Source organism: Hanstruepera marina (assembly GCF_019880635.1).
In the GTDB taxonomy this organism is placed as follows: domain Bacteria; phylum Bacteroidota; class Bacteroidia; order Flavobacteriales; family Flavobacteriaceae; genus Hanstruepera; species Hanstruepera marina.
Genome location: NZ_JAINVX010000001.1, coordinates 1,428,107 through 1,453,335, shown reverse-complemented (window position 1 = coordinate 1,453,335; position 25,229 = coordinate 1,428,107). Strand labels below are relative to the sequence as shown.

Below are 25,229 nucleotides of genomic sequence, written 5' to 3'. Positions count from 1 at the left end.
ATTATATCATTTAAAGAATTCTGTAATGTTCAAAATATTTCGGAAAATTAGGATGAATTCGGTACAGTCCAATAAAGTTAAAAAATACCTGTTATATGCTTTGGGCGAGGTTCTTCTTATAATTATTGGAATTTTAATTGCGCTACAGTTAAACAACCTTAATGAAGACCAAAAAACGTTTAACAACGAGAAAAAGACCCTAGAATTAATTAAAACCAATCTTCAGCAAGAAGATACAGATTTTCAAAGATTTATTAGTTACAGAATTAACCCATGTGTTGAATATTTACTGGCTGTTTATAATAAGGAATGGAATACAATTAGTCTTGACTCAATAGGCTTAACCGGTACAGCATATTTTAATTATCAGCCCTTTAATTCTGCCTATCAAGGACTAAAATCTGGCGGAAATCTTTCACTAATTAAAAATGATTCACTCCGAGACAGAATTATATACTATTACGAGAAAGAATATTTACATTTAAAGGATTGGTCTGAATGGCACAAAAATTTTGTAATTAATACTTTAGAACCTTATATGTATAACGAATTGCCAATCAATCCTCAAGAATTGGTTGATGATATAGATTTTTTAAAAGAAAAATTGGAGGAACGACGCTTAAACTCTTTAATCAGCACGCAAATAGGTTCATTTAATAGAATTCACAACGAAATTAATGTCGCACGAGGTCTTATAGAAGAATTGATTACTATAATTGATGTGGAAATACGTAAACGGTGGGATTAGTTAAAAATTGAATAAAACGCAATATGAAAAGTAAATTGAATATGTATTTGATTTCTGGAATATTCCTAACATATTTCGGACTAAAAGATGCCAATTTTGTTATCTGGTACAACGGAATAGCTTTAATTTTAGGTTTTACAGCACTAATACTTGCTTTTATTGAATATAAAAAAAACAAAGGGAAATAAAAACTAACCCTGATAATGCGTGACTGTCATTTGTAAAAAACCAAAAATCATATATGAGATTAAAACTACTTTTTGTTGGGATTTTAGTCGTTATCAATACGTCTTGTGAATCACAAAAATCTATAAAGTCCTTAAAATCTGAATTTTTAACCGACTCTATTTACAGTGAAAGTCTGGCTGAATATCGTAAGCATAATGTTTATCTCCCTAAAGGATTTAGTAAAGAAGAAAAATATCCTATTATTTACGCAACTGATGGCAACAGCAATTTAACCAACAAAAAAGAATTGTTAGACTCTTTAATTAATAACCAAATTATAAAGCCCGTAATATTTGTCGCTAGTTTCTCTAACAACAAGATTGCCGATAGCACAAGTACTAAACTTGGAGAAAAAAGAGTGTATTTAACCTACCGGAATTTTGAGTATGTAGATAGAAAACCTAAAAGAAAAGAAGATTCTTTGTTAGTCAATAGATTTCAAGATCATATGTCCTACTTTACTACCGAGTTAATACCAGCAATTGAAAGCAAATACAACCAACCCAACGAAAAAGAGAACAGACTTTTTTATGGTGTGTCCAATGGTGCAGGATTTGGATTAAGCTTATTAAACAACAAACCTGACTTAATAGGCACTTATCTTTGCTTTTCTATCTTTGGCGGTGATATTCAATCCAACCACTGGTATGCAGAAACAAAATATCCAGACTTATATTTAAGATACGGAAGCGAAGAACCCTTTTTTCTAAAAGAGGATGCCAATTTTTTACAATCACAATATGCCGAATCACATGCTTTAATTGAGGTAAAAGAATTTAATGGTGGCCATAGTGATGTATATTGGAACACTGAATTTATTGAAACCATAACTAGGCTATTACAATAAGTAGCCTCTGCAAATTGGCTCGTATAATAAAATAAGCCACTTATTACGATTAGAAAATGGAATTATACAACAGGATTATTGAACTCATAGATATAAATTTAATTTACTGCCTAGTTCCAATAATTCTGACTTTAATGCTAACAGAATTTTTCTTTAAAAACAAATTTGAAACAAAAAAAGCATTAAATGTAATACGTTGGACTATTATTCTTTATACTCTTGCCACCTATCCTTTTTACCTAATTGGAATGATACTAAATCCTGACGAATATGCCTTTATTCATCGAGCAACTGGTCCATATGCATGGGCTTATTGGTTACTTTTTTTATCTGCCTTAATTTTTCCATTAACCCTACTCATCCAAAAACTAGCTTCAAGATTTTGGTTTGTTCTCTTTGTTGCATTTATTATGAAAGCTGGGGTGTATTTTGAACGTTTTGTAATTATTACAACACGCTTTCATCGCGATTATTTAACTGGAAATGGCGATATTGAACTCACGGATTTATTTACATTTGGGCTTGGAATGCAATTCTTACAAGGGGCAATAATTGCTGTTTTGATTTTGTATTACCACCATTATTTTTAACATATTCACTATCTTTAGTATTTGGTGGATTTCTATAAAAACACTAACCATGAAAAAATTTGCAATACTACTGATAAGCCTTTGTTTAATAATTTCATCTTGTGCTGATAAAAAAGCAGACAAGAACAAGGACTCCACAATCCAAAAAACCAATTTGGATTCAACAACACCAATACAAACAAAACCTGCAAAAGATAAAAAAGAGGTAACCGATGTTTATTTTAAAGCCAATGGCACAGAACCTTTTTGGAGCTTGACTATATCTGAAAGGATGATTAAACTAAAAACCATTGGTGATTCCATTTTAACACCTCATACCATTCCTGATCGGGCACAAGATGCTAATATAAAACTATACAGGCTACATACCGAAATGGCAAAATTGAACATTCAAATCAATCATTCCGAATGCGTACAGGTATCATCTGGCATGACTATGCCCTACTCGGTAACTGTTGACTACATGAAAGGCAGAGCAACTGAATTTACAAAATTGGAAGGTTGCGGAAAGTATAATACCGATTATCGCTTGCATGACATTTGGGTGTTGGAAACATTAAATGGCCATCCCGTTTCCAATGCACAATTTGCAAACAAACTACCTTCAATTGAAATTAATTCATCAAACAACTCATTTACAGGATACGCAGGATGTAACAATATGAACGGAAAACTATTTTTTGAGCACGGTATTTTACGATTTACAGATATTGCTAGCACAAAAAAAATGTGCCCAAATAATACGGAAACAGAATTTCTGAACGCCTTAAAAGCTGTTACCAAATATAAATTGGAAAACAATAGGTTATGGTTATCCAACCCATCAAAAGAATTGTTAGTTTTTAAAAAAGTTGATTAATCAATATCTATGAAAAATCTTTTATCAATCTTTCTTATAGTTCTAATCTTTTTTTCCTGTGAAAAAAAGACAAAGAATGAAGAGATAAACCTGGAAGCAACCGATAGTGATAAAATTGAAATTCTCAACACAATTAACAACGTTTACGGCAATATAAAAGTTGATTCAGTAAATAAACCCAACTTTAGGATTATTAAAGACCAATTTGTAGAATCAGCCAGACTAGGTTATTTCGCAAAAGACTCCCTCATTCTTAAAAGTCCAGTTGTATACTTTGATGGAATGAAAAATATGTTATCTAATAACAGTATAGATTATTTAAGAGAATGGGAAATAAAAGGTGAAACGAAATTTTTTGGAGACATTGCTCAACACACTAGTCTATATGGAGTACATTTTAACACTACAGATAGTCTTGCCGAAAAAGGCATCATCAATTTTCAACTGGTTAAGATTAATAATAACTGGAAGATTCTTTCAATGATATGGCAATCGGAAAAAAAAGACCTTATCGTACCTGACAACTATTTTGATTAAAAATAAAATCCAATAATAGGCTATAAACAAATACACTGCTAACAAATAACAGACAAGTATATGAGATTACTAACTTTACTATTATTGATTATGACAGTTTCTTGTTCTAAAGCTAAACCCGAAAAGGATTTACGGCAATCCAACCTTCAGTTAACGTCCCGTTATTTTAATGAAGTTTACAATGAAAATAGAATTGACCTTATTGACTCGTTATTTGTTGAAGATTATGAGCATACATCAACAGAGGGTAGAAAATTTAATAGTCGTGAAGAATTGAAATCTGCCGTTAAGAGAATTGAATCGCTCCTGCCAAATTTAAAGTTGCAAATAGTTGAAGCTGTTCCTGATGAGGAAAAGGTCATGTTCTTGATTCGTATGGAATCTGACCTCCCTAAAATGTCAAGTTCATTTACAAAAGCCACAAAAACCAATTTTAATGAAACCTTTATTTTTTGGGTTAAAGAGGGAAAGATTTATAAAGGCAGGTCGATTGGTGCCCATTTACCTTTTATAAAACAAGTATCTGGGTTCGAGGGTGGACTTTTAGATGTAATTAAAACACTATCAATGCAAAACGATTCTATAAAATAGCAATGAACGAAAACGTTAATAGATACCTAAACGCACTTAAGAAATGGAAGCCAGAATTGATCAAGCTTCGTGAGATTATAAATGATTGTGACTTAAAGGAAGAATTTAAATGGATGCACCCTTGTTATACCTATAATGGAAAAAACATTGTATTAATTCACGAATTTAAAAATTATTGTGCCGTTTTATTTCATAAAGGTGCCTTACTCAAAGATTCAGAAAAGTTGTTAGTACAACAAACTAAAAACGTACAATCGGCTAGGCAGATACGATTTACGGACTTGCCAGAAATTGAGGAACTTGAACCAACCATAAAGGCTTACATAAAAGAAGCTATACAAATTGAAAAGTCAGGACTGCAAGTTGAAAAGAAAAGTACTTCTGATTATGAAATGCCTGAAGAATTGAAACAGAAATTTTCTGAAGACAACAACTTTAAACAAGCGTTTGAAAATTTGACTCCGGGACGCCAACGTGGCTATCTTTTGTATTTTAACAAACCAAAGCAATCTAAAACAAGAATATCTCGAATTGATAAAAACGTTAGCCGCATTATGGATGGCTATGGCTTTAACGATTGTGTTTGTGGGCTTTCAAAGCGAAAACCAAATTGTGATGGCTCGCATAAACAATTAGACAAAGTTTTATAGATCAGTATAATTTAAATTATACAATAGGAATGTGTTTGACGCCTACTCTATCCGCTTTGCTGGCATATTCTGTCCATTTTGATGCAAAGTCAAACTATCTATTTTACCTTTGTCATTTGCATTAAACGTAACCTGCGCATCCACAACTTTTAAATAAAATTTGTTGTAAGCAGAAGCAAACAACTCAAATTGTGGTTGACCTGTAGCTTGAGCCAATAATTGTTTCTCTTGACGGGTAACTGTTATTATAAATCCGGGTTGTAATTCATATTGGCCACAATAAGAGTCCAACACATCAATAGGTACCTCAACATCTGTAACCAATTTAGATTTATCTACGCCCAACTGTAATAAAACTGTTTTGGCATTGTCATTCGCTGGATTTAATTCCAATGATTTCTTGTAATTGGTAATAGCTTGTGTCGTATCCCCAACTTTTAAATATCCTTCACCCAATGAATCATAAGGATTGGAAGCTTTAGGAAACGATACCACATTCAATTTAAAAAGCTCCAATGCTATAGCATTTTTATCTTCTGCCAGATATTTATAAGCCAAGGTGTTCAATTGGGCTTCATCAAACTTATAGGTATCTGATTGCTCAACCCTTAATTGTTGATACAATTTAATCGCAGATTCAACTCCATTTGCTTCAATTTCTTTGTTTACGACTGTAGCTATTGAAGGTTTTGGTGTTTCCAAAGGCCTTGAATCTCCCAATAGTTTCATGCCCAAACGTCCTATATCGGTATCCGCATTACCTAATACCACTACCCCTTTTTGGGTACCTTTAATAAAACCTGTAAACGATTTATAACCGCCAGTAGCACCATTATGCCAAATAATCGTATCGTCACCATTTTGGGCATAATGCCAACCTAAGCCAATTTTAAATTTTTCTGATTCATTTTCATAAGCCACTTGTTGGCTTAATTTCATAGCTTCATAAATATTGGGCTTGGTAACACCCATATTGGCCATTAAAAATTTAACCATATCTTCGGTAGTTGAACGAATACCTCCTGCACCAGCAAGTCCTGTTATATCCCAATTGGAAACCTCAATACCTTGTGAATGTGGTTTTGCTAAATGGTTTATCATACTATCAGTTAGCTTCAATCTTGTACTGTTCATACCGCAAGGATGCGCTATTTTTTCAATTAAGAGTTCTTCATAGCTTTTACCAGTATGCAATTCCAAAATATGCCCCAATAAGCCCATGGCATAGTTTGAATACTCATATTGCGAACCAATATCTCTTGTTAATTCATAGGATGACAAAAATTTATATATTAATTCAGGAGTATAATCTACATAGGGGTTTCTAGGATCTTTAGGGTTAAAGTTATCAGGCATTCTGGGCAATGCTGACGTATGAGTTGCTAAATCTAAAAGGGTTATTTCTCTATCGTTTCTTGTAGGTACTGTTACCTCTTTTGGTAAATACTTTGCTATGGGATCCGATAGTTTCATGCTGCCATTCAAAACTTCATCAGCTAGCATAATACAGGTAAAGACTTTAGAAATAGAACCTATTTCATAAACCGTATGTTCATTTACAGGAATATTATGTTTTAAATCGGTTGTACCGTAACTATAAAAATCGACTTTATCACCTTCAATATAGGCTATTGATATCCCAACATTTTCACCAGATTTTACTTTAGCTTGAATATTTTTTTTAACAGCTTCGGTTACTTCTACTTGAGAAAAGCTGTTGTAACTTAAAAAAAGAACTAGGTAAATAAATAGATATTTCATGTCGATTGATTTTATGTACTACAAGATACCAAAAAAACAAGCAAATATTTTTAAAATAACTTGAACTTTTAGCTATATCTATTTACCAATTTTATGATAAATCTCATACTTAAAACTAACAATTATGCATAACTTTCTAACATGAACACCATTGCGCTTCGTATTTCGGATTTCCTAAAACAGTTTCCTCCGTTTAGCATGCTCACACAAGAGCAATTATTGGCTATTTCTGGGGCTGTCAATATTATACATATTGAGACAGAAGCGTATGTTTTTAAAACCACCGAGCCTATAAAAAACGCTTTTTATGTTGTAAAAGAAGGGGCTATTGGTCTTTATCGCGAGGAAACAAACAGTTTGGTTGACAAGTGTGATGAAGGTGATATTTTTGGTTTACGTGCTTTAATTAGACAAGGCAACTATAAGTTGACTGCCAAAGCTTTAGAAGAAAGTATTGTTTATAGCGTTTCTTCCGAATTACTAGAGGCATATATCACTACAAATATTGAGGCCAACAAATTCCTAATGCAATCGTTTGCCTCCAATACATTATTAGGGCAAGATGAGTCTTTACCAAAACCTATTTTCGCTAAAACAACATTAACTGATTTTAATGATGCTGAAACTGCAAACTATAGTAAAAACCCTATCTATTGTAATCCTAAAACAAGTATCAAAGAAGCAGCTAAAATCATGACAAACAATCGGGTTGGTAGCATTATTATTACAGAAAGCAAAAAACCAATTGGCATAATAACTGACAAGGATTTACGTGTAAAAATTGCCACAGGACAAGTGAGTATTGATGCTCCAGTGACAGATATTATGTCCTCACCAGTAATTACTTACGCCAAAAATATTTCTGTGGCCGAAGCACAAATTGCGATGCTTCAACATAAAATAACACATCTGTGTATTACAACCGATGGTACCACAAATGGAGACTTAACAGGCATCTTATCCGAACACGACATATTAGTAATCCGCGAAAACAATGCTTCGGTTTTAGTAAAAGAAATTAAACGTAGTCAAACACCTCTTGAATTAAAGCACATTAGAATGCGTTGTGAGGATTTACTAAAAAGATATTTAAATCAAAATCTCCCCATTAATTATGTTGCCAAAATAATTTCTGCCATTAATAATAACATCATTAAACATGCAATAGATTTAGCAGTAAAAGAAACATCAAGCAACCCTCCAACTTCATTTGCTTGGATGTCCATGGGTAGCCAAGGCAGACAAGAACAATTACTATTAACCGATCAAGATAATTTTTTGGTTTTTGAAAATGTTTCTGAATCTGAATACAACAACACACAAAAATATTTTTTAAACCTTGCGAAAAAAATCACCACTAACCTAAATACAGTTGGGTTTGAGTATTGTCCTGCTAACATGATGGGCAGTAATCCAAAATGGTGTTTATCTCTATCTCAATGGCAATCACAATTTAAAAAATGGATTGCACAACCCGATCAGGATAATCTATTACTATCTACTATTTTTTTTGATTTTGATTTTGTTTATGGCAACAAAGCCTTGGCTGACAACTTATCTGAAAACATATTTGAAGCCATTGAATCCCATGATATATTTTTAAACTATTTGGGATTAAACGCCTTAAAGAATCCGCCTCCATTGAGTTTCTTTAGAAACTTTTTAGTAGAGTCGTCTGGGGAACATAAAGATCAATTTGATATTAAAGCTCGTGCCATGATGCCATTGGTAGATGCAGCTCGCTTACTTATGCTTTCTAGTAAAACAGCATCTATAAACAATACTGTTGCTCGTTACAAAAAACTAATGGAATTAGAGCCTCAAAACAAAGACATATATGAAGCCTGCTTGTTGGGTTTTGAAGATTTATTACGATTTAGAACCTTGCAAGGTTTAAAACATAATGATTCTGGTCGTTTTATAGATTTACAACAATTGAGCAAAGCAGATCGATTAGAGCTTAAAAGCAGTTTCAAAGCCATAAAATCGGTTCAGGAACTGATTCAAACCCGATTTAAATTATCACAACTCATGTAATATGGGATGGTTTAAAAAACATACTTATCCAGACTTTTGGAATACATATGCTGATTGTTTCAAAAGAAATCAAGAACAGAATTTAGACAACACCAGGTTTGTAGTTTTTGACACTGAAACCACCGGTTTAAACCCTAAAACCGATAGGATTTTATCTATTGGTACCATTGCCATTAATAACTACGCTATAACTGTTTCCGACCAATTGGAAATTTATTTAGAACAAGATATTTTCAATACAGAAACGGTTAAAATTCACGGGCTACTCAAAACAGGAACGTCAGAAAAAGTCACAGAAGAAACTGCTATTACACAATTCTTAAACCATATTAATAATGCCGTTTTGGTTGCACACCATGTTGCCTTCGACATTGCTATGATTAATGCATGCCTCAAACGTATGGCTTTGCCTAAACTTAAAAATAACATTATTGACACAGGATTTCTTTATAGAAAAACTTTAACCTCTGTAAACCAAAATTCTCATTATAGTTTAGACGAGTTGTGTGAAAAGTTTAACATTCCTTTGCATGATAGGCATACTGCTTCAGGAGATGCTTATATAACAGCCATTTTATTTCTCAAATTGGTTTCTTTTTTAAAACAACAAAAAAGTGGTTTACAACTTTCGGATATCACTCTGCCCAAAAACCGCATTGGTCTCCTATAAAAAAAGCGCTTCAAACGAAGCGCCTTCTTTGCTATTAATTTTGCTTTTATAAAGCATTGTCCATGATATCCTGAACTACTTCTGGGTTCAGTAAAGTACTTATGTCACCTAAATTACTGGTATCCTTATGGGCTATTTTACGTAAAATACGTCGCATAATTTTTCCAGAACGGGTTTTAGGTAAGCCCTGTGTAAACTGGATCTTATCCAATTTAGCTATAGGTCCAATATGCTCGGTAATTATCTGATTTATCTCCTTACGTAAATTATCGTGGTTTCTAGCTTCTCCAGTATCTTTTAGTATCACATAACCATAAAGAGCATTTCCTTTGACATCATGTGGGAAACCAACAATAGCTGACTCTGAAACCGCTGGATGCTCATTAATGGCATCTTCTATTGGCGCAGTTCCTAAATTATGTCCAGAAACGATTATAACATCATCTACACGACCAGTAATTCTATAATACCCTACTTCATCCCTTAAGGCACCATCACCAGTAAAGTATTTATTTTCAAAAGCTGAAAAATAGGTGTCCTTGTATCGTTGATGATTGCCCCAAATGGTTCGCGCCATACTAGGCCATGGGAATTTGATACACAAGCGGCCTTCAACTTGGTTACCTTTTAACTCGTCTCCATTTTCATCCATCAATGCGGGTTGGATACCAATAAATGGCAAGGTTGCATAGGTTGGTTTTGTAGGCGTGACATACGGAATTGGTGTAATCATAATACCTCCTGTTTCTGTTTGCCACCAAGTATCCACTATAGGGCTATTTTTCTTTCCAACATTATCGTTGTACCAATGCCAAGCTTCTTCATTTATTGGTTCACCTACAGAACCCAATACTTTTAATGAGGATAAATCATATTTTTCAACCAATTCAGACCCTTGCTTCGCCAAAGCGCGAATAGCAGTTGGTGCTGTATAAAACTGATTGACTTTATGCTTTTCAACAATCTCCCAAAAACGTCCAAAATCTGGATAACTAGGTACGCCTTCAAACATAACCGTAGTAGCTCCGTTACACAATGGTCCATAAACAATATAACTATGCCCAGTAATCCAACCTATATCAGCTGTACACCAATACACATCATGCTCACGATATTGGAATACATTTTTAAATGTATAAGCTGTATAAACCATATAACCAGCAGTGCTGTGTACCATACCTTTTGGTTGGCCAGTTGATCCTGATGTATATAAAATAAATAACGGATCTTCAGCTCTCATCACTTCAGCTTTACATTGGTCTGAAGCTTCATCCAATAAAGGTTGCAACCATTCATCACGACCATCTTTCATAGACACATCGCTGTTAATACGTTTAGCCACTAAAACCGTTTCTACTCCAGGGCAAGACTCTAAAGCATCATCTACAATGCCTTTTAAATCGATTGTTTTAGCTCCACGATAGGATCCATCAGCAGTAACTACCATCTTGCAATCACAATCATTAATACGTGTCGCCAAAGCTGTTGATGAAAAGCCAGCAAAAACTACAGAATGTACTGCTCCTATTCTTGCACAAGCTAAAACCGCTATGGCCAATTCCGGAATCATAGGTACATAAATACAAACGCGATCACCTTTTTGAACACCTTTGGATTTCAGCACATTGGCCATTTTATTGACACGATGGTATAATTGCCAGTAAGTAATGTGTTCGGCTTTACTATTTGGATCGTTTGGTTCAAAAAGAATAGCTGTTTTATCGCCTCGTGTAGCCAAGTGTCTATCAATACAGTTTTCGGTGATGTTTAGCTCGGCTCCTTCAAACCACTTTATTTCAGGTTTTGAAAAGTCCCAACTTAATACCTTATCCCATTTTTTTCGCCACAAAAAGTGCTCTTCGGCTACTTCTTCCCAAAAATTTTCAGGTTCTCTAACCGATTTTCTATAGACTTGATAATATTCTTCTAAATGTTTTATATGATAATTACTCATGATTATTAATTTTTATGTATTCCTATTTGATTGATTTTATATACTGCAGTTATTTCGTTTATGATTTCTGGATCGTCTATAGTCGAAGGAATATTATAATTCATCTCATCGGCTATATTGCGTAACAATTTACGAAGAATTTTTCCAGAACGTGTCTTTGGCAACCTATCCACTACCAATACATCACGGAACGATGCTACTGCACCAATTTCTTGGCGAACATCCTGAATAATTTGCTTTTGAATGTCTTCATCACTGTTGTTGTTTTCAGCTTTCAACACCACTAATCCCAATGGTTTTTGTCCCTTTAAGTCACAGTGAACACCAAAAACAGCACACTCTGCAACCGCTTTATGAGAGGCCACAATTTCTTCCATTTCAGCCGTTGACAGGCGATGCCCAGCAACATTAATAATATCATCTACACGGCCTGTGATGAATACATAGCCATCTTCATCCTTGTAGCCTCCATCTCCCGAAAAATAATAGCCTGGGAATTTTTCCAAATAACCTGATTTAAAACGTTCAGGATTTCCCCAGAGATTCATGAGTGTTCCAGGTGGCAAAGGGAGTTTTACTGCCACATAGCCTTCGCTACTGGATGGGACTTCTTGGCCTTCTTCATTTAATATTTGAATATCATAACCACAAACTGGAAACCCAGCTGATCCTGGTTGTACATCCTGTAATTCTAAACCAGCCATATTCGCTAACATGGGCCAGCCACTTTCGGTTTGCCACCAATGGTCGATAACGGGAACTTGTAGTTTTTCTTCTGTCCATTTTAAGGTAGCAACATCACAGCGTTCACCAGCCAAAAACTGGTATTTTAGGCAAGACATATCAAACTGTTTTAAGAACTTACCGTTTGGATCTTCTTTTTTAATGGCACGGATGGCTGTAGGAGCTGTAAACATTACCTTGACACGATGTTCGCTAATGACCCGCCAAAATGTTGATGCATCCGGTGTTTTGATAGGTTTGCCCTCAAAAAGAACCGTGGTATTGCGGTTGATTAACGGTGCGTAAACAATATAACTATGTCCAACAACCCAACCCACATCACTAGCAGCCCAAAATACATCACCTGGCTCTACACCATAGACATATTTCATAGAGAACTTTAATGCTGTGGCATAGCCACCTGTATCACGAATAATCCCTTTAGGTTTTCCAGTCGTTCCAGAAGTGTACAATATATATGAGGGATGCGTTGAAGGAACTGAAACTGCTTCAACTGGGACAGCGTTCTCAACTAGTGTGTTATAATCCACATCATATTCCTTTTTAGGGATTTCAGCATTGAGATTTCTATTAAAAACTATGACATTTTGAGGCTTGTGATTAGCCAATTTTATAGCTTCATCCACGTAAGGCTTATAAGGTATGATGCGCTGAATTTCAATACCACTAGATGCGGTGATTACCGCTTTTGGTTGACAGTCGTCAATACGTATAGCCAATTCGTGAGGTGCAAATCCACCAAATACCACAGAGTGAATGACACCAATTCGCACGCAGGCTAACATGGCATATATGGCCTGCGGAATCATAGGCATATAAATAATGGCGGTATCACCTTTCTGTAAACCTAACGATTGTAGTCCACCAGCTAATTTTGAAACTTCATTATGCAATTTATTAAATGTAATATGCTGTTTGGTTTGCGTAACTGGTGAATCATAGATAATGGCTGTTTGGTTTCCAAAACCATCTTTAATATGTTTATCAATACAGAGGTAACTTAAATTCAATTCACCATCTTGAAACCATTGATAATAATCATATTGATCTTTGGATAATATGGTTTGTGGCTTACTAAACCACTCTAATACTTCACTTTGGTCTTTCCAAAAATCTTTAGGATCTTGGATACTGCTATTATAATTTTTTTGGTAGGTCATGGTTTTACTTTTTTAGAATTAAACAAGCCAAACCAATTTGGATTTAAAACCTTAAGTTTTATTAAAGCCCAAACAATCACAACAAAGCAAGCACCTATAACCATGGAGTTGACCATGCTTATACGTGTGTCATTTTCAAATTTAAAACGAAGATATAGGGTAATTAAAACGTAGATACTAATAATAATATCTGACGCCAAGGGGTTGATACGAAATTTCATAATCAATACTACTTTTCAAATAAGCACGTATAAAAACTGTGACTTATTCTATTAAACATTGTTTGTTTGCACACAAAACCAATGGTTAATTGAGTAGTTCAAGAATTTCTGAAACTATTTTTTTTACTGAAAACGGCTTTAATAAATATTTGTCTGCTCCAAGTTTTAAGCCTTTTTCAATGTCTGAAGCTTTATTTTTAGCAGTCAAGAATACCACTTTAGTATGCTTTAAACTGTCTTGTTCTTTTATAAAATTTAAGGTCTGATAGCCATCTACATTTGGCATCATAATGTCCAGCAAAACAACATCTGGTACATCCTTTTTTAATATCTGAAGTGCCTCACTTCCATCTCTTGCAATATACACTTCAAAGTCTTGTTTTTTAAAAGCGTATTCCAACGTCATCACAATATTGGGCTCATCATCTACAATTAAAATCTTCTTCATATTTTACAGCAGTACAATTTAGTCAAAAGGTAGCTTAAAACCAAAGGTTACACCACTTTTTTGATTGTTTTTAACCCATATTTTTCCATGGTGTTTTTTAATGATTTGCCTACTAATGGCCAGCCCTAAACCACTCCCCTGTGGTTTAATGGTATTTTGGTCACTAGTTTGATAAAATTTGTCAAAAATAAAGTCCATATCCTTATCTGAAATACCTCTGCCGTTATCACTAACCAGCACCTCAACGGAGGCATTTCCAAGCTTATAATCAACCACAATCCTACCGGTTTTTGATTCAGAAAACTTAATGGCATTGGAAAGCAAATTGGTCAAAACCTGAATGATCCGGTCTTCATCGTAATTTAATTTACATTTATGTGGGTTTTTAGTGATTATGTCAATTTGTTTTTTTGCAGCAATTTGACTCACGCCATTTATAGCTTTTTCAATGGTTTCCTTGATGTCGTACTGTTGGATATCCAGTTCCTGTCTGCCTGTTTCCAATTTCTCAAAATCCAAGATATTATGAATCAACCGTGATAAGCGATCGGAATCCTGAAGAATATTGCTTAAAAATTGAATCTTTATTTCAGCAGGCATATCAGTATCTTCCATAATCAACTCGGTTGCTGCGCGAATACCCGTTATAGGTGTTTTTAATTCATGGGCCACGGTATCCAAAAACTCATCTTTTTGCTTGTCTTTCAAAATCAATTCGTCATTGGCGTTTTTAAGTCTGTTGGTCAAATGCTGAAGCTCATCAGACTTCTCTTTTAGCAGCTTATTACTGGCAATGGTTTCTTTAGATTCCTCTAAAATTTTCAATACCTCAACCAAACTAATCTGCTCTTCCTTCACCACACTCGAAATCAAAATTTTAGCCGAAGAACTGCCGATACTACCAGTCAAAAGTTTTTCGGAAAAATTAATGAGTCGTGCATCTGCGAGTTGCGTATCCTGTGGTAATTTATATTTTGTAAAAAAGATACTCAAAGCACGTTGCGCTCGTTGTTCTCCTAAAAATCGGTTGAGAACATTTTTGATATCAGACACATAGGCTTCCCCTTTCCAAACCAAAGCACTGTCCTGAAGCGACGCATAATTTTTGCTATCTACAAACATTTCGGCATAATTCCGCTCTCTGTAATTTCCTTTAAACATGAGAGACACCGTAAGGTATAATAAGGTATTGATACTCAAACTCCAGAAAAAAGCATGAGCCGGTGGACTTAAAAAGTCAATACCAAACAAGGCGCTTGGCCGCAATGCCTCAATATGAAACAAACCATAATCAGAAAATTCAGAAGTTCCAGTAAGCACCTGCATGACAAATGGTAAAACCAATGTGTATAGGGTTATCAAAAACCCGGCAATAATACCGACTTTAGTCGCTCGTGATGATCCCCTATTCCAAAATATTCCAATAAAAAATGAGGGAGCCAACTGGGCAATGATTACAAAAGAAATCAAGCCTATGGAATATAAGGACAAGGCCTTTGAAAAGGACACGTAAAAGAAATAGGCTAGAATAATGATACTAAAAATGGAAACCCGTCTGATAACCTTAATGTATTTGGCATTTTTTTCTGGCTGACTTTTACTAAACTTATCTAAAAATCCATACGGAATGATCAGGTTGTTACTTACCATAGTTGATAATGCCAATGTGGACACAACGACCATGGATATGACTGCAGAAAAGCCTCCCAAAAAAACCAATAAGGCCAATACTGTATTGTCTTGTTGCAGTGGCAGTAACAAGGTATAATATTCGGCATTAACCTCATTACTGAATGATAGCTTTCCTGCCCAAGCAATAAAAATCACAAATACATTAAACAGCAATAGATATAACGGAAATAACCAAATGGCTTGTTTTAAATATTTTTCCCGATTGTTTTCCAAAACCGATACTTGAAATTGTCTGGGCAATAGGAAAATGGCCAAAAAGGATAACATAATCATAAAGAACCAATTGAATCCGTTTCCGATATCTCCAAAAGTGGACAAGCTTTTAAAAGACTCCACAGATGAAATTCTATCATAAATATCTGTCGTACCATCAAAGAGGTAAAAAGTGACATACAACCCAATAACCAAAAAGAATACTAATTTTAAAACTGACTCAAAAGCAACAGATGCCACGATACCACGATGCTTTTCAGAAGCATCGGTAGCTTGCGTTCCAAAAAAGGTGGCGAAAACAGCCAGGAGAACCGCAATGTAAAATGTGGAATCATCCCAAATAGTCTTTGATATATAACTGCTTTCATCTACCATAATTTCAAAGGTTTCTGAAACGGCTTTTAGTTGCAAAGAAATATAGGGTACAATCCCTACCAAGCACACCACCGTTACCAAGGCGCCAATAAACCGATTGTTCCCATAACGCAAAGAAATAAAATCGGCAATGGACGAAATTTTATGCTGTTTGGAAATTCGTATAATCTTTCGCAAAACGATAATCCATAAAGGCGCGGCAATAACAGGTCCTAAATAAATTGGTAAAAACTGCATTCCAGAATTAGCCGCAATGCCAATACTGCCGTAATAGGTCCAAGCCGAACAATACACAGCTAATGATAAGGTGTAAATGTATGGGTTGTTTACCCATTTGCTTTTGGCATTCTTTTCAGCAATAAAAGCGATGTAGAACAATATTGCCAAGTAGATGATGATAATTATGAACAAACTATAATTACTCATAATGCCGTTTTAGAATAACATAGGAAATAATAATAGCCAAACACCAAATAGCGAATATGGAAAAATAGATAATCGGAATTCCGAAGACCTGTCCTTCCATATTAAAGATAAATAGAAAAGGCACATTGAACAACAGCAAGAGCGCCAAAGCCAAAACTACTAATTTTTGTTCGTGTCTTTTTTTCATAATTACAAATGCAGTTAAATGTAAGAAAAAAACAGTATGGTCAAAAGAACCATACTGTTTTAACTAACTAAACAAACTTTCAAATTTTATATAAATCTGAAATAATTAATGACTGGAAGCTTCACCTGCTCCCGAAGGTATTCTGATATTCTCAACAATCTCTTGAACATCAGCAGGAGGTGCTGCTGTCATTCTGGAAACTACAACCGATACAATAACATTAACTATCATAGCCACCGTACCAAAACCTTCTGGTGAAGTACCAAACCACCATTCACTGGCAGGTCTTGGATCCATCACACCAATCAATCCGGTTTTATAACGTATCATGTAGAACAACATTAAGGTAATACCCACAATCATACCCGCTATGGCACCTTGCTTGTTCATACGCTTGTCAAAAATTCCTAAAATAATCGCTGGAAAAAAGGATGCCGCTGCTAAACCAAAGGCCAGAGCTACAACCGCGGCAACGAAACCTGGAGGATAAATACCGAATAGTCCAGCAATGATGATAGCCACTAAAATAGCTATACGTGCTGCCATTAATTCTCCTTTTTCTGAAATGTTAGGCTTTAATTGCTTTTTAATTAAATCGTGAGAAATCGATGTTGAAATCACCAATAACAAACCAGCTGCTGTTGACAGTGCTGCTGCTAATCCACCGGCAGCCACTAAAGCAATCACCCAATTAGGCAACTTGGCTATTTCGGGATTTGCCAATACCATAATATCTCTATCAACATATAACTCGTTAACTTCTGCATTAGCATTAGAAATCATACGTTCACCATGAGCACCTCGTTCATTTGTATAGACAGGTTTTTTACCATCAATGGCGCTACCTGCTACATATTGAATTTTGCCGTCATTATTCTTATCTGACCAAGCTATCAACCCTGTGTTCTCCCAGTTCTTAAACCACTCTGGAATCTCATTATATTGTTGCTCACTTACTGTTTCAATTAAGTTGGTTCTCGCAAACACCGCAATAGCTGGAGCCGTAGTATATAGAATAGCAATAAACAACAAGGCTAAACCAGCTGATTTACGAGCATCTTTTACTTTAGGTACCGTGAAGAAACGCACAATTACGTGTGGTAAACCTGCGGTTCCAACCATCAACGCCAATGTGATGGCAAACACATCCCAAGTAGATTTAGTACCATCGGTATATTCATTAAATCCTAATTGTGTATGTAGGGTATCCAGTTTATCCAAAAGGTAGGCACCACCTTCCAATTTGCCACCCATACCTATTTGAGGAATTGGGTTTCCAGTCATCTGCATAGAGATAAAGAATGCAGGTACCATAAAGGCAAATATCAAGACACAATATTGAGCTACTTGCGTATAGGTAATTCCCTTCATACCACCCAAAAAGGCGAATACTAAAACGACCGTCATACCAATTATAACCCCTAGGTTAATATCAACCTGAAGGAATTGCGAAAAGACTATACCCACGCCACGCATTTGCCCTGCTACATAAGTAAAGGATACAATTAGGGCGCAAATAACCGCTACGGTTCTAGCTGTGTTGGAATAGTAGCGATCACCAATAAAATCAGGTACCGTGAACTTACCAAACTTCCGTAAATAAGGCGCTAATAGTAAGGCCAACAATACATAGCCTCCGGTCCATCCCATCAGGAATACGGACCCATCATATCCCATGAAGGAAATCAATCCTGCCATAGAAATAAAGGACGCGGCACTCATCCAATCGGCTGCAGTAGCCATACCATTTGCCAATGGTGATACGCCACCACCGGCGACATAAAAGTCTTTTGTTGAGCCTGCTCGGGCCCAAATAGCGATTCCAAAATATAGAGCGAATGTAAGCCCTACTAAAATCCATGTCCATGTTTGTACACTCATAATAATTTGTTTTAATAGTTAAGGCTTACTCGTCGAAACCGTATTTTTTATCTAATTTATTCATCAATCTGACGTATACGAAAATGAGAATAACGAATACGTAAATGGAACCTTGTTGTGCGAACCAAAATCCTAATTTGAATCCGCCCAGACGAATTTCATTTAAAGCATCTTTAAATAAAATCCCACAGCCATAGGAGACTAAAAACCAAATAGTTAATAGAATAACCAAATACTTAAGGTTTTCCTTCCAATAGGCCGATGCGTGTTTTTGTTTATCTGACATAATATGCTTGGTTTATAGGTAAATCATGGCCTGGAGCGTCACCGTTCCTTGCTTTGAATCACCAAATTTTTGATTTTGATATTCTAAAGTTAATTTGGAGTTATGGCCACTGAAATAGGCATTGGCTCCAATTCCGAAGATATTTCTATTATCATCTACAGCATCATAGCTATTGGATGCAAAAGACACATAAGGTTGAAAACGCGTTTTGGTTTTATCACCATTAAACACATAGCCAACATGACCATACACCATACTACCTGTTCCATAAGCACTGAACAAATAGTCTTTACCATAATTATTAGTTTGAAATGTCGCATAAGCCGTAATAGCGGCACCTTTATCTCCAAGAGGCGAATCGTAAAAAGCATCAACAGCGAAGATACTGACATCCTCCCCTTTCAGCTCCATATTGTCCATTATAACCGATCCGCTTGGGTGATAGAAAAATCCAGCTCCTATATTAAACACGCGTTTACCTCCAAGATAAGAGCCCACCTTATACGGTAGGAAATTGGATTCCTGATCAAGTATGTTAAAATCAAAATAACCAGCATAAGCCATGCCAGCGTCTTTAGAACCCAAAACACGTTTACCACCGTAAACAGCTGAACCACCCTCAACTGGCTCTCTTGTATCCAGTCCGTTTGTGATCGCATCATTAATAGCTAGGCGGTATTGTAGCTTACCAAAGCTTCCCTTACCAAAAACACCAACGTGTCTAGCAAACTGATCCGATAAACCAATAGTGGCCCATGACTGTCTGTTGTTATCAAGAGTCATCATGTTTAAGGTACTTTGGTTATTTAATCTGGAAATACCGTTAAAGTAATGCAAACCACCACCAACAGAATGGTTTTTACTTAAATTGTACTGGGCCCATACATCATGGAAAAAAACCTGTGAGCCCTCTCCTTTACCAGTAGGACTTAATGAGTTGCTGTTTAAGCTGTTTAAACCAAAATGTGTTAAGATTAAGAACTTTTCGTTAATCTGGGCGAACATTAGAACACGTGCACGCCTTAAATTGAAATTAAAATGACTGGATTCATCAGGGACCTCATCCGTATAGATACCCTGGACTTGTGCCCAAGACAAAATACGGAGATACTTTTTGCCCTCTTCATCAAATTTCACTTTGAGACCACCATTATAATCTGGTGATCCTTGTGAGAAGGCATATTGCATGACCATAAAAAAGGCAAACAATAGCGTTAGTTTGTTTCTCATAATTTTAAGATTAATTAGTTAATTAATTGGTTTTGTGTGCAGCACTAATCTCTTAAAATGTGTGAGTTAAATAAAAATTGTTATAGGTAATTGTTAATTTGCAATATCTAATCGCGAAAACGCTCCCATTTTATGAGCATAAACTTATCACCCAATTCGGTAACCAAAACACCAGCACCAGATAAGTTTTCAGTGTTTTGGAAGTATTTAGACAACTCGTTTGCGTTCAGTATTTTGTATGTGGGGTGATAATCAGTTTTGTAGGGTCGTTTAATGTTATATTTCTTCACCCAGTTCATGATGCTCACATGGGAAATACCTAATATTCGTTCAATCTCTCGATAGGTTAACCCCTCTAAATACAATTGAAGAGCTTTATTTACGTAGTAATCATCAATACGTTTTCCTAGTTTGTTTACGGTAAAGAAATACCCGCAAGATTTGCATTTATAGCGTTGCCTATCGTTAACAACACCACTCTTAATGTATTGATCTGAATTGCAGTTTGGACAAAGATTAATTTTCATATATACTAATTTAGCATAAATATATTAATTTAGCAACAATTAGTCATAATGGTTTCATTAAAGCTTACTGCGTTGTTTATAAACTTTAATCTCCTTAACCACACGTGGCGCCATTATAAGTGTAGCGGTCATAGTTGGTATGGCCATAAGGGCAAATACACCATCAATAAGGTTAATCATCATGCTCAAAGATGTGGTCGCACCGAGAATAATACTAATGATATAAAAATAGTTATAATAGTGTTTTTTATCTGCCCCAAACAAGAATGACATGCATTTAGAACCATAATACGAATAGGAAAACAATGATGATACACTAAAAACTGCAATACACAACAGCAAAAGGTATTTACCCATTTGAGGCATGGCATTCCCAAATGCAGAAGCTGTTAGACTCACGCCATTGGCGTCGGTTGTTTGCCAAACACCTGTTACCAGAATAGCCAAAGCAGTAAGCGTACACACTACCAATGTGTCAATTGCTGGACCAAGCATTGCGACTAAACCCTCACGAATAGGCTCATCAGTTTTTGCCGCTCCATGGGCCATTGGTGCCGTTCCTATTCCTGCTTCATTAGAAAATGCTCCGCGCCTAATTCCCAATAAAATTAATCCGCCCAAAGATCCTCCTAGAAAACAATCAGCTTTAAACAGACTACCATCAAACGCATCTTCAATTATTAAGGAAAAATATTTAGGTATTTCTTCGATGTGTGTAAATAAAATAATCATGACCAAAACAAAATACAATAACACCATACTAGGCACCAAACGTGCTGCTGTTTTACTTATTCTATTTAAACCGCCTAATATTACCACTGAAGTAATTATAACCAAAACAACTCCTATAATTAGGTTAGAATACAATCCCGTTTCAATACCATTGGGTTGCAACAAGATATCATTAATGGCTTGAGTAAGTTGGTTAACATTAAAAACCGGTAAAGCACCTATCAATCCACAAACACTAAAAAAAATAGCCAAAGGTTTCCATGCTTTTCCTAAACCTTCTACAATAAAGTACATGGGACCACCTTGAATATTTCCAGCACTATCTTTTCCTCGATACATAATAGCCAATGTAGACGTAAAAAACTTGGTTGACATACCTATTATAGCACTAACCCACATCCAAAACACAGCGCCTGGACCACCAATGGATATAGCAACAGCCACACCTGCAATATTCCCCATACCTACCGTTGCCGATAATGCGGTTGATAAGGCTTGAAAATGGGAAATCTGACCTGGGTCATTTGGGTCATCAAATTTACCTCGTAAAACCTGTATGGCATGACCAAAGTATCTAAAAGGTAAAAAACGTGAGAGAATTAACAAATAGAGCCCACCACCAATAAGCAATATAAGTAAGGGCAAACCCCAAGCCAAAGATGAAAAATCCGATAGTAATTGATCAAGTTGTTGCATGGTTATAAAAATAGTGAAGTGCAAACACTTTTAAGTACAATAGAGTAATTTCTTATACCATTAAAAACCAAATCTATTTTTTCTTTTCAATTTTCTTTCATTAAATTCACATAAATATATTAATACAATACTAATTATAATGAAGGTTACGACTGAAAAAAATGAAAAAGTTGCAAACATGATTTTTGGATCTATTTATCCACTTTACCTAAATAGATTGGAAAAAAACGGTAGGACAAAAGATGAACTCAACGAGGTTATTGAATGGCTAACTGGTTTTGATGAAACCAAAATACAAGCCTTTATTGACGAAAAAGCTACTTTTAGAACATTTTTTGAAAAAGCAAACATGCATCCTAATGCCCATATGATTAAAGGCGTTGTTTGTGGTTACAGAATTGAAGAAATAGAGGATGAATTTGAATTGTACAAACAGTGTAGGCAAATGGAAAAACTGATTGATGAATTGGCCAAAGGCCGTAAAATGGAGAAAATTAAGAGAACCGCTTGAAAACAAACATAGTTTATCATGGCATACGACAAATTTCTCGCCGATAGAATTAGACAACAACTAAAAGTCAAACATCAACCATTTACCGAATTAAAAATGATGGGTGGATTGTGCTTTAAAGTAGATGACAAAATGCTATGCGGTATTCATCTAGACAAAAAATATGGTGACAATTTATTGATGGCTAGAATAGGAGAACATACTTATGAGCTAGAATTAAATAAAAAACACTGCCTTCCTATGGATTTTACTGGAAGACCTATGCGTGGCTATATTTTTGTAACACCTGATGGCTTTGATACCGATAAAGATCTATCCTACTATTTGGATTTGTGTTTAGCTTTCAACCCACTCGCAAAAGCTAGTAAGCGAAAAAAGAAATAGCTTTAAGAATTTAGATATCTGTTTACATTATCAGCTATACGATCTTGTATATTTGACACGTTAGCTTTCACAAAGGTTTCACCCGTTATATTTTCGTATAGTTCAATGTATCGTTCACTCACAGATGTAATATAGTCGTCAGACATTTCAGGAACTTTTTGACCTTCCAATCCTTGAAAGCCTTTTGAAATCAACCATTGTCTAACAAATTCTTTGGATAATTGTTTTTGTGCCTCTCCTCTATCCTGCCGGTCTTGATATCCATCAGCATAAAAATAGCGCGAGGAATCTGGCGTGTGGATTTCATCAATTAAAACAATTTTACCGTCTTTGGTTTTTCCAAATTCATATTTAGTATCCACTAAAATTAAACCACGTGATGCTGCAATTTCAGTACCACGCTGAAAAAGTTTTCTGGTATAATCTTCTAGAATTTCGTAATCGGCTTCAGATACAATACCGCGTTTTAAAATATCTTCACGCGAAATATCTTCATCATGATCGCCCATTTCTGCTTTTGTAGCAGGAGTAATAATAGGCTGCGGAAATTTATCATTCTCTTTCATGCCTTCTGGCATGGCAACACCACAAAGCATACGTTTTCCTGCCTTATATTCGCGTGCTGCATGCCCTGACATATAACCGCGAATAACCATTTCAACTTTAAATGGCTCGCATAAATGACCTACGGCAACATTGGGGTCTGGAGTAGCTGTTAGCCAATTAGGCACTAAATCTTCAGTTGCTTCCATCATTTTGGTTGCTATTTGATTTAGTATTTGTCCCTTAAACGGAATACCCTTGGGCATAACGACATCAAAAGCACTCAACCTATCGGTAGCTATCATAACTAATTGCTCGTCGTTAATATTATAAACTTCCCTAACCTTTCCTTTATAAACACTTTTCTGGCCCGGAAAACTAAAATTGGTATCTATTATGGTATTACTCATGATGTTGCTTTGATGGATTACCATTTGTGCGGTAATGACATTTACTCTCTATTTTCAATACTTTTATAAGCTTCTATAACCTTCTTAACTAATTTATGGCGAATAACATCTTTATCATCTAAAAAGATAATACCTACGCCTTCAACATTTTTTAAAATCAGCAACGCTTCTTTTAAACCAGATATAGTACGCCTAGGCAAATCGATCTGTCCTGGATCGCCTGTCAATAAAAATTTGGCATTCTTCCCCATCCTGGTCAAGAACATTTTCATTTGAGCATGGGTTGTATTCTGACCCTCATCTAAAATCACAAACGCATTATCCAATGTACGACCACGCATAAAAGCCAATGGTGCAATTTGTATGGTACCATTCTCAATATAATGTGCTAGTTTTTCTGGTGCAATCATATCACGCAGCGCATCATACAAAGGCTGCATGTAAGGATCTAGCTTTTCTTTTAAATCACCTGGTAGAAACCCAAGATTCTCACCCGCTTCAACCGCAGGACGTGTTAAAATAATGCGCTTCACCTCTTTGTTTTTTAAAGCTTGTACAGCTAGAGCCACTCCTGTATAGGTTTTACCTGTACCTGCTGGACCTATAGCGAAAACCATATCATTTTTTCGCATACTTTCAACCAGTTTTCTTTGATTGGCTGTTTGTGCTTTAATAATCCTTCCGCTAACACCATGAACAATAACCTCACCGCTCGACTCACTAGTTGCATAATCGTCCTTACTTTGACTGGTTAACACGCGTTCAATAACATTCTCATCAAGCTTATTATATTTAATATAATGCTCCATTAACATGTTAAATCTGCGGTCAAATTCTTCCAACATATCTTCATCGCCATAGGCCTTTATTTTTGTCCCTCTAGCAACAATTTTAAGTTTTGGAAAATATTTTTTAAGAAGTGTAATATTTGAGTTCTGTGCTCCAAAAAAATCTTTTGGAGATACCTCTTCAAGTTCGATAATGATTTCGTTCAAAAGCTAGGTGATTTAATTAAAATTATCTATTTACTTTTATTAGATTTGTGTCTAAACAAAACTACACATTTTTACGGTGTGTTAGGTTAAAAAAAT

26 protein-coding genes are annotated in these 25,229 nt (G+C 35.4%); 12 read left to right on the top strand and 14 right to left on the bottom strand.

The window, feature by feature from the left end:
• Nucleotides 1-25 precede the first annotated feature (25 nt).
• The 8 genes from K7G76_RS06785 (at nucleotide 26) to K7G76_RS06750 (ending at nucleotide 5,050) form a co-directional block, all read left to right on the top strand.
• Complete coding sequence (locus K7G76_RS06785; protein ID WP_223033403.1) at nucleotides 26-748, top strand: DUF6090 family protein; 723 nt, start codon at nucleotides 26-28, stop codon at nucleotides 746-748.
• A gap of 23 nt (nucleotides 749-771) precedes the next feature.
• Nucleotides 772-936, top strand: coding sequence for a hypothetical protein (locus tag K7G76_RS06780; RefSeq protein WP_223033402.1), 165 nt, complete (start codon nucleotides 772-774; stop codon nucleotides 934-936).
• 53 nt (nucleotides 937-989) lie between these two features.
• Nucleotides 990-1,823: an alpha/beta hydrolase gene (locus tag K7G76_RS06775; protein ID WP_223033401.1), complete on the top strand. Its 834-nt coding sequence runs from the start codon at nucleotides 990-992 to the stop codon at nucleotides 1,821-1,823.
• Between the two features lie 134 nt (nucleotides 1,824-1,957).
• Nucleotides 1,958-2,413 carry a hypothetical protein gene (locus tag K7G76_RS06770; protein ID WP_223033400.1) on the top strand — a complete coding sequence of 152 codons (456 nt, stop codon included), beginning with the start codon at nucleotides 1,958-1,960 and terminating at the stop codon, nucleotides 2,411-2,413.
• A 49-nt stretch (nucleotides 2,414-2,462) separates the two neighbouring features.
• Nucleotides 2,463-3,272 carry an META domain-containing protein gene (locus K7G76_RS06765; RefSeq protein WP_223033399.1) on the top strand — a complete coding sequence of 270 codons (810 nt, stop codon included), beginning with the start codon at nucleotides 2,463-2,465 and terminating at the stop codon, nucleotides 3,270-3,272.
• Between the two features lie 9 nt (nucleotides 3,273-3,281).
• A complete protein-coding gene (locus K7G76_RS06760; RefSeq protein ID WP_223033398.1) occupies nucleotides 3,282-3,809 on the top strand; it encodes a hypothetical protein in 528 nt (175 codons plus the stop codon).
• Between the two features lie 60 nt (nucleotides 3,810-3,869).
• Entirely contained in the window at nucleotides 3,870-4,400 is a 531-nt protein-coding gene (locus K7G76_RS06755; protein WP_223033397.1) for a nuclear transport factor 2 family protein, read from the top strand.
• Between the two features lie 2 nt (nucleotides 4,401-4,402).
• Nucleotides 4,403-5,050, top strand: coding sequence for a DUF1801 domain-containing protein (locus tag K7G76_RS06750; protein ID WP_223033396.1), 648 nt, complete (start codon nucleotides 4,403-4,405; stop codon nucleotides 5,048-5,050).
• 42 nt (nucleotides 5,051-5,092) lie between these two features.
• On the opposite strand, the gene K7G76_RS06745 is transcribed toward K7G76_RS06750, so the two are convergent.
• Complete coding sequence (locus tag K7G76_RS06745; RefSeq protein ID WP_223033395.1) at nucleotides 5,093-6,811, bottom strand: serine hydrolase; 1,719 nt, start codon at nucleotides 6,809-6,811, stop codon at nucleotides 5,093-5,095.
• A 141-nt stretch (nucleotides 6,812-6,952) separates the two neighbouring features.
• On the opposite strand from K7G76_RS06745, the gene K7G76_RS06740 reads away from it, so the two are divergent.
• Both K7G76_RS06740 and K7G76_RS06735 read left to right on the top strand, forming a co-directional pair.
• Nucleotides 6,953-8,848: a DUF294 nucleotidyltransferase-like domain-containing protein gene (locus K7G76_RS06740; RefSeq protein ID WP_223033394.1), complete on the top strand. Its 1,896-nt coding sequence runs from the start codon at nucleotides 6,953-6,955 to the stop codon at nucleotides 8,846-8,848.
• Between the two features lies 1 nt (nucleotide 8,849).
• Nucleotides 8,850-9,518, top strand: coding sequence for a 3'-5' exonuclease (locus tag K7G76_RS06735; RefSeq protein WP_223033393.1), 669 nt, complete (start codon nucleotides 8,850-8,852; stop codon nucleotides 9,516-9,518).
• A gap of 46 nt (nucleotides 9,519-9,564) precedes the next feature.
• On the opposite strand, the gene acs is transcribed toward K7G76_RS06735, so the two are convergent.
• From acs to K7G76_RS06680, 11 genes are all read right to left on the bottom strand, one after another.
• Nucleotides 9,565-11,472: an acetate--CoA ligase gene (gene acs / locus K7G76_RS06730; protein WP_223033392.1), complete on the bottom strand. Its 1,908-nt coding sequence runs from the start codon at nucleotides 11,470-11,472 to the stop codon at nucleotides 9,565-9,567.
• Nucleotides 11,473-11,477: 5 nt separating this feature from the next.
• On the bottom strand, nucleotides 11,478-13,376 hold the full coding sequence (locus K7G76_RS06725; protein WP_223033391.1) for an acetate--CoA ligase: 1,899 nt from the start codon (nucleotides 13,374-13,376) through the stop codon (nucleotides 11,478-11,480).
• Nucleotides 13,373-13,597, bottom strand: coding sequence for a hypothetical protein (locus K7G76_RS06720; RefSeq protein ID WP_223033390.1), 225 nt, complete (start codon nucleotides 13,595-13,597; stop codon nucleotides 13,373-13,375). Before K7G76_RS06720 ends, K7G76_RS06725 begins: the two co-directional genes overlap by 4 nt.
• An 85-nt stretch (nucleotides 13,598-13,682) precedes the next feature.
• Nucleotides 13,683-14,045 carry a response regulator transcription factor gene (locus K7G76_RS06715; protein WP_223033389.1) on the bottom strand — a complete coding sequence of 121 codons (363 nt, stop codon included), beginning with the start codon at nucleotides 14,043-14,045 and terminating at the stop codon, nucleotides 13,683-13,685.
• An 18-nt stretch (nucleotides 14,046-14,063) separates the two neighbouring features.
• A complete protein-coding gene (locus K7G76_RS06710; RefSeq protein WP_223033388.1) occupies nucleotides 14,064-16,751 on the bottom strand; it encodes an ATP-binding protein in 2,688 nt (895 codons plus the stop codon).
• Entirely contained in the window at nucleotides 16,744-16,938 is a 195-nt protein-coding gene (locus K7G76_RS06705) for a hypothetical protein (protein ID WP_223033387.1), read from the bottom strand. Before K7G76_RS06705 ends, K7G76_RS06710 begins: the two co-directional genes overlap by 8 nt.
• Before the next feature lie 105 nt (nucleotides 16,939-17,043).
• Nucleotides 17,044-18,819 carry a sodium:solute symporter family protein gene (locus K7G76_RS06700; protein WP_223033386.1) on the bottom strand — a complete coding sequence of 592 codons (1,776 nt, stop codon included), beginning with the start codon at nucleotides 18,817-18,819 and terminating at the stop codon, nucleotides 17,044-17,046.
• A 25-nt stretch (nucleotides 18,820-18,844) separates the two neighbouring features.
• On the bottom strand, nucleotides 18,845-19,105 hold the full coding sequence (locus K7G76_RS06695; RefSeq protein WP_223033385.1) for a DUF4212 domain-containing protein: 261 nt from the start codon (nucleotides 19,103-19,105) through the stop codon (nucleotides 18,845-18,847).
• Between the two features lie 12 nt (nucleotides 19,106-19,117).
• The gene (locus tag K7G76_RS06690) at nucleotides 19,118-20,335 is read right to left on the bottom strand and encodes a hypothetical protein (RefSeq protein WP_223033384.1); all 1,218 of its coding nucleotides are present in this window, start codon (nucleotides 20,333-20,335) and stop codon (nucleotides 19,118-19,120) included.
• Nucleotides 20,336-20,442: 107 nt separating this feature from the next.
• On the bottom strand, nucleotides 20,443-20,862 hold the full coding sequence (locus K7G76_RS06685; protein ID WP_223033383.1) for an IS1/IS1595 family N-terminal zinc-binding domain-containing protein: 420 nt from the start codon (nucleotides 20,860-20,862) through the stop codon (nucleotides 20,443-20,445).
• Nucleotides 20,863-20,919: 57 nt separating this feature from the next.
• Entirely contained in the window at nucleotides 20,920-22,290 is a 1,371-nt protein-coding gene (locus K7G76_RS06680; protein ID WP_223033382.1) for an alanine/glycine:cation symporter family protein, read from the bottom strand.
• A 139-nt stretch (nucleotides 22,291-22,429) separates the two neighbouring features.
• Here K7G76_RS06680 and K7G76_RS06675 point away from each other — a divergent pair, with 139 nt between their 5' ends.
• Nucleotides 22,430-22,801 carry a DUF2200 domain-containing protein gene (locus K7G76_RS06675; protein ID WP_223033381.1) on the top strand — a complete coding sequence of 124 codons (372 nt, stop codon included), beginning with the start codon at nucleotides 22,430-22,432 and terminating at the stop codon, nucleotides 22,799-22,801.
• An 18-nt stretch (nucleotides 22,802-22,819) separates the two neighbouring features.
• Nucleotides 22,820-23,185: a TfoX/Sxy family protein gene (locus K7G76_RS06670; protein WP_223033380.1), complete on the top strand. Its 366-nt coding sequence runs from the start codon at nucleotides 22,820-22,822 to the stop codon at nucleotides 23,183-23,185.
• Nucleotides 23,186-23,187: 2 nt separating this feature from the next.
• Here K7G76_RS06670 and K7G76_RS06665 read toward each other — a convergent pair whose 3' ends face one another.
• Nucleotides 23,188-24,138 (bottom strand): phosphoribosylaminoimidazolesuccinocarboxamide synthase, encoded by a 951-nt coding sequence (locus K7G76_RS06665; RefSeq protein WP_223033379.1) that lies wholly within the window; start codon nucleotides 24,136-24,138, stop codon nucleotides 23,188-23,190.
• Nucleotides 24,139-24,179: 41 nt separating this feature from the next.
• The gene (locus K7G76_RS06660; protein ID WP_223033378.1) at nucleotides 24,180-25,133 is read right to left on the bottom strand and encodes a PhoH family protein; all 954 of its coding nucleotides are present in this window, start codon (nucleotides 25,131-25,133) and stop codon (nucleotides 24,180-24,182) included.
• Between the last annotated feature and the right edge of the window lie 96 nt (nucleotides 25,134-25,229).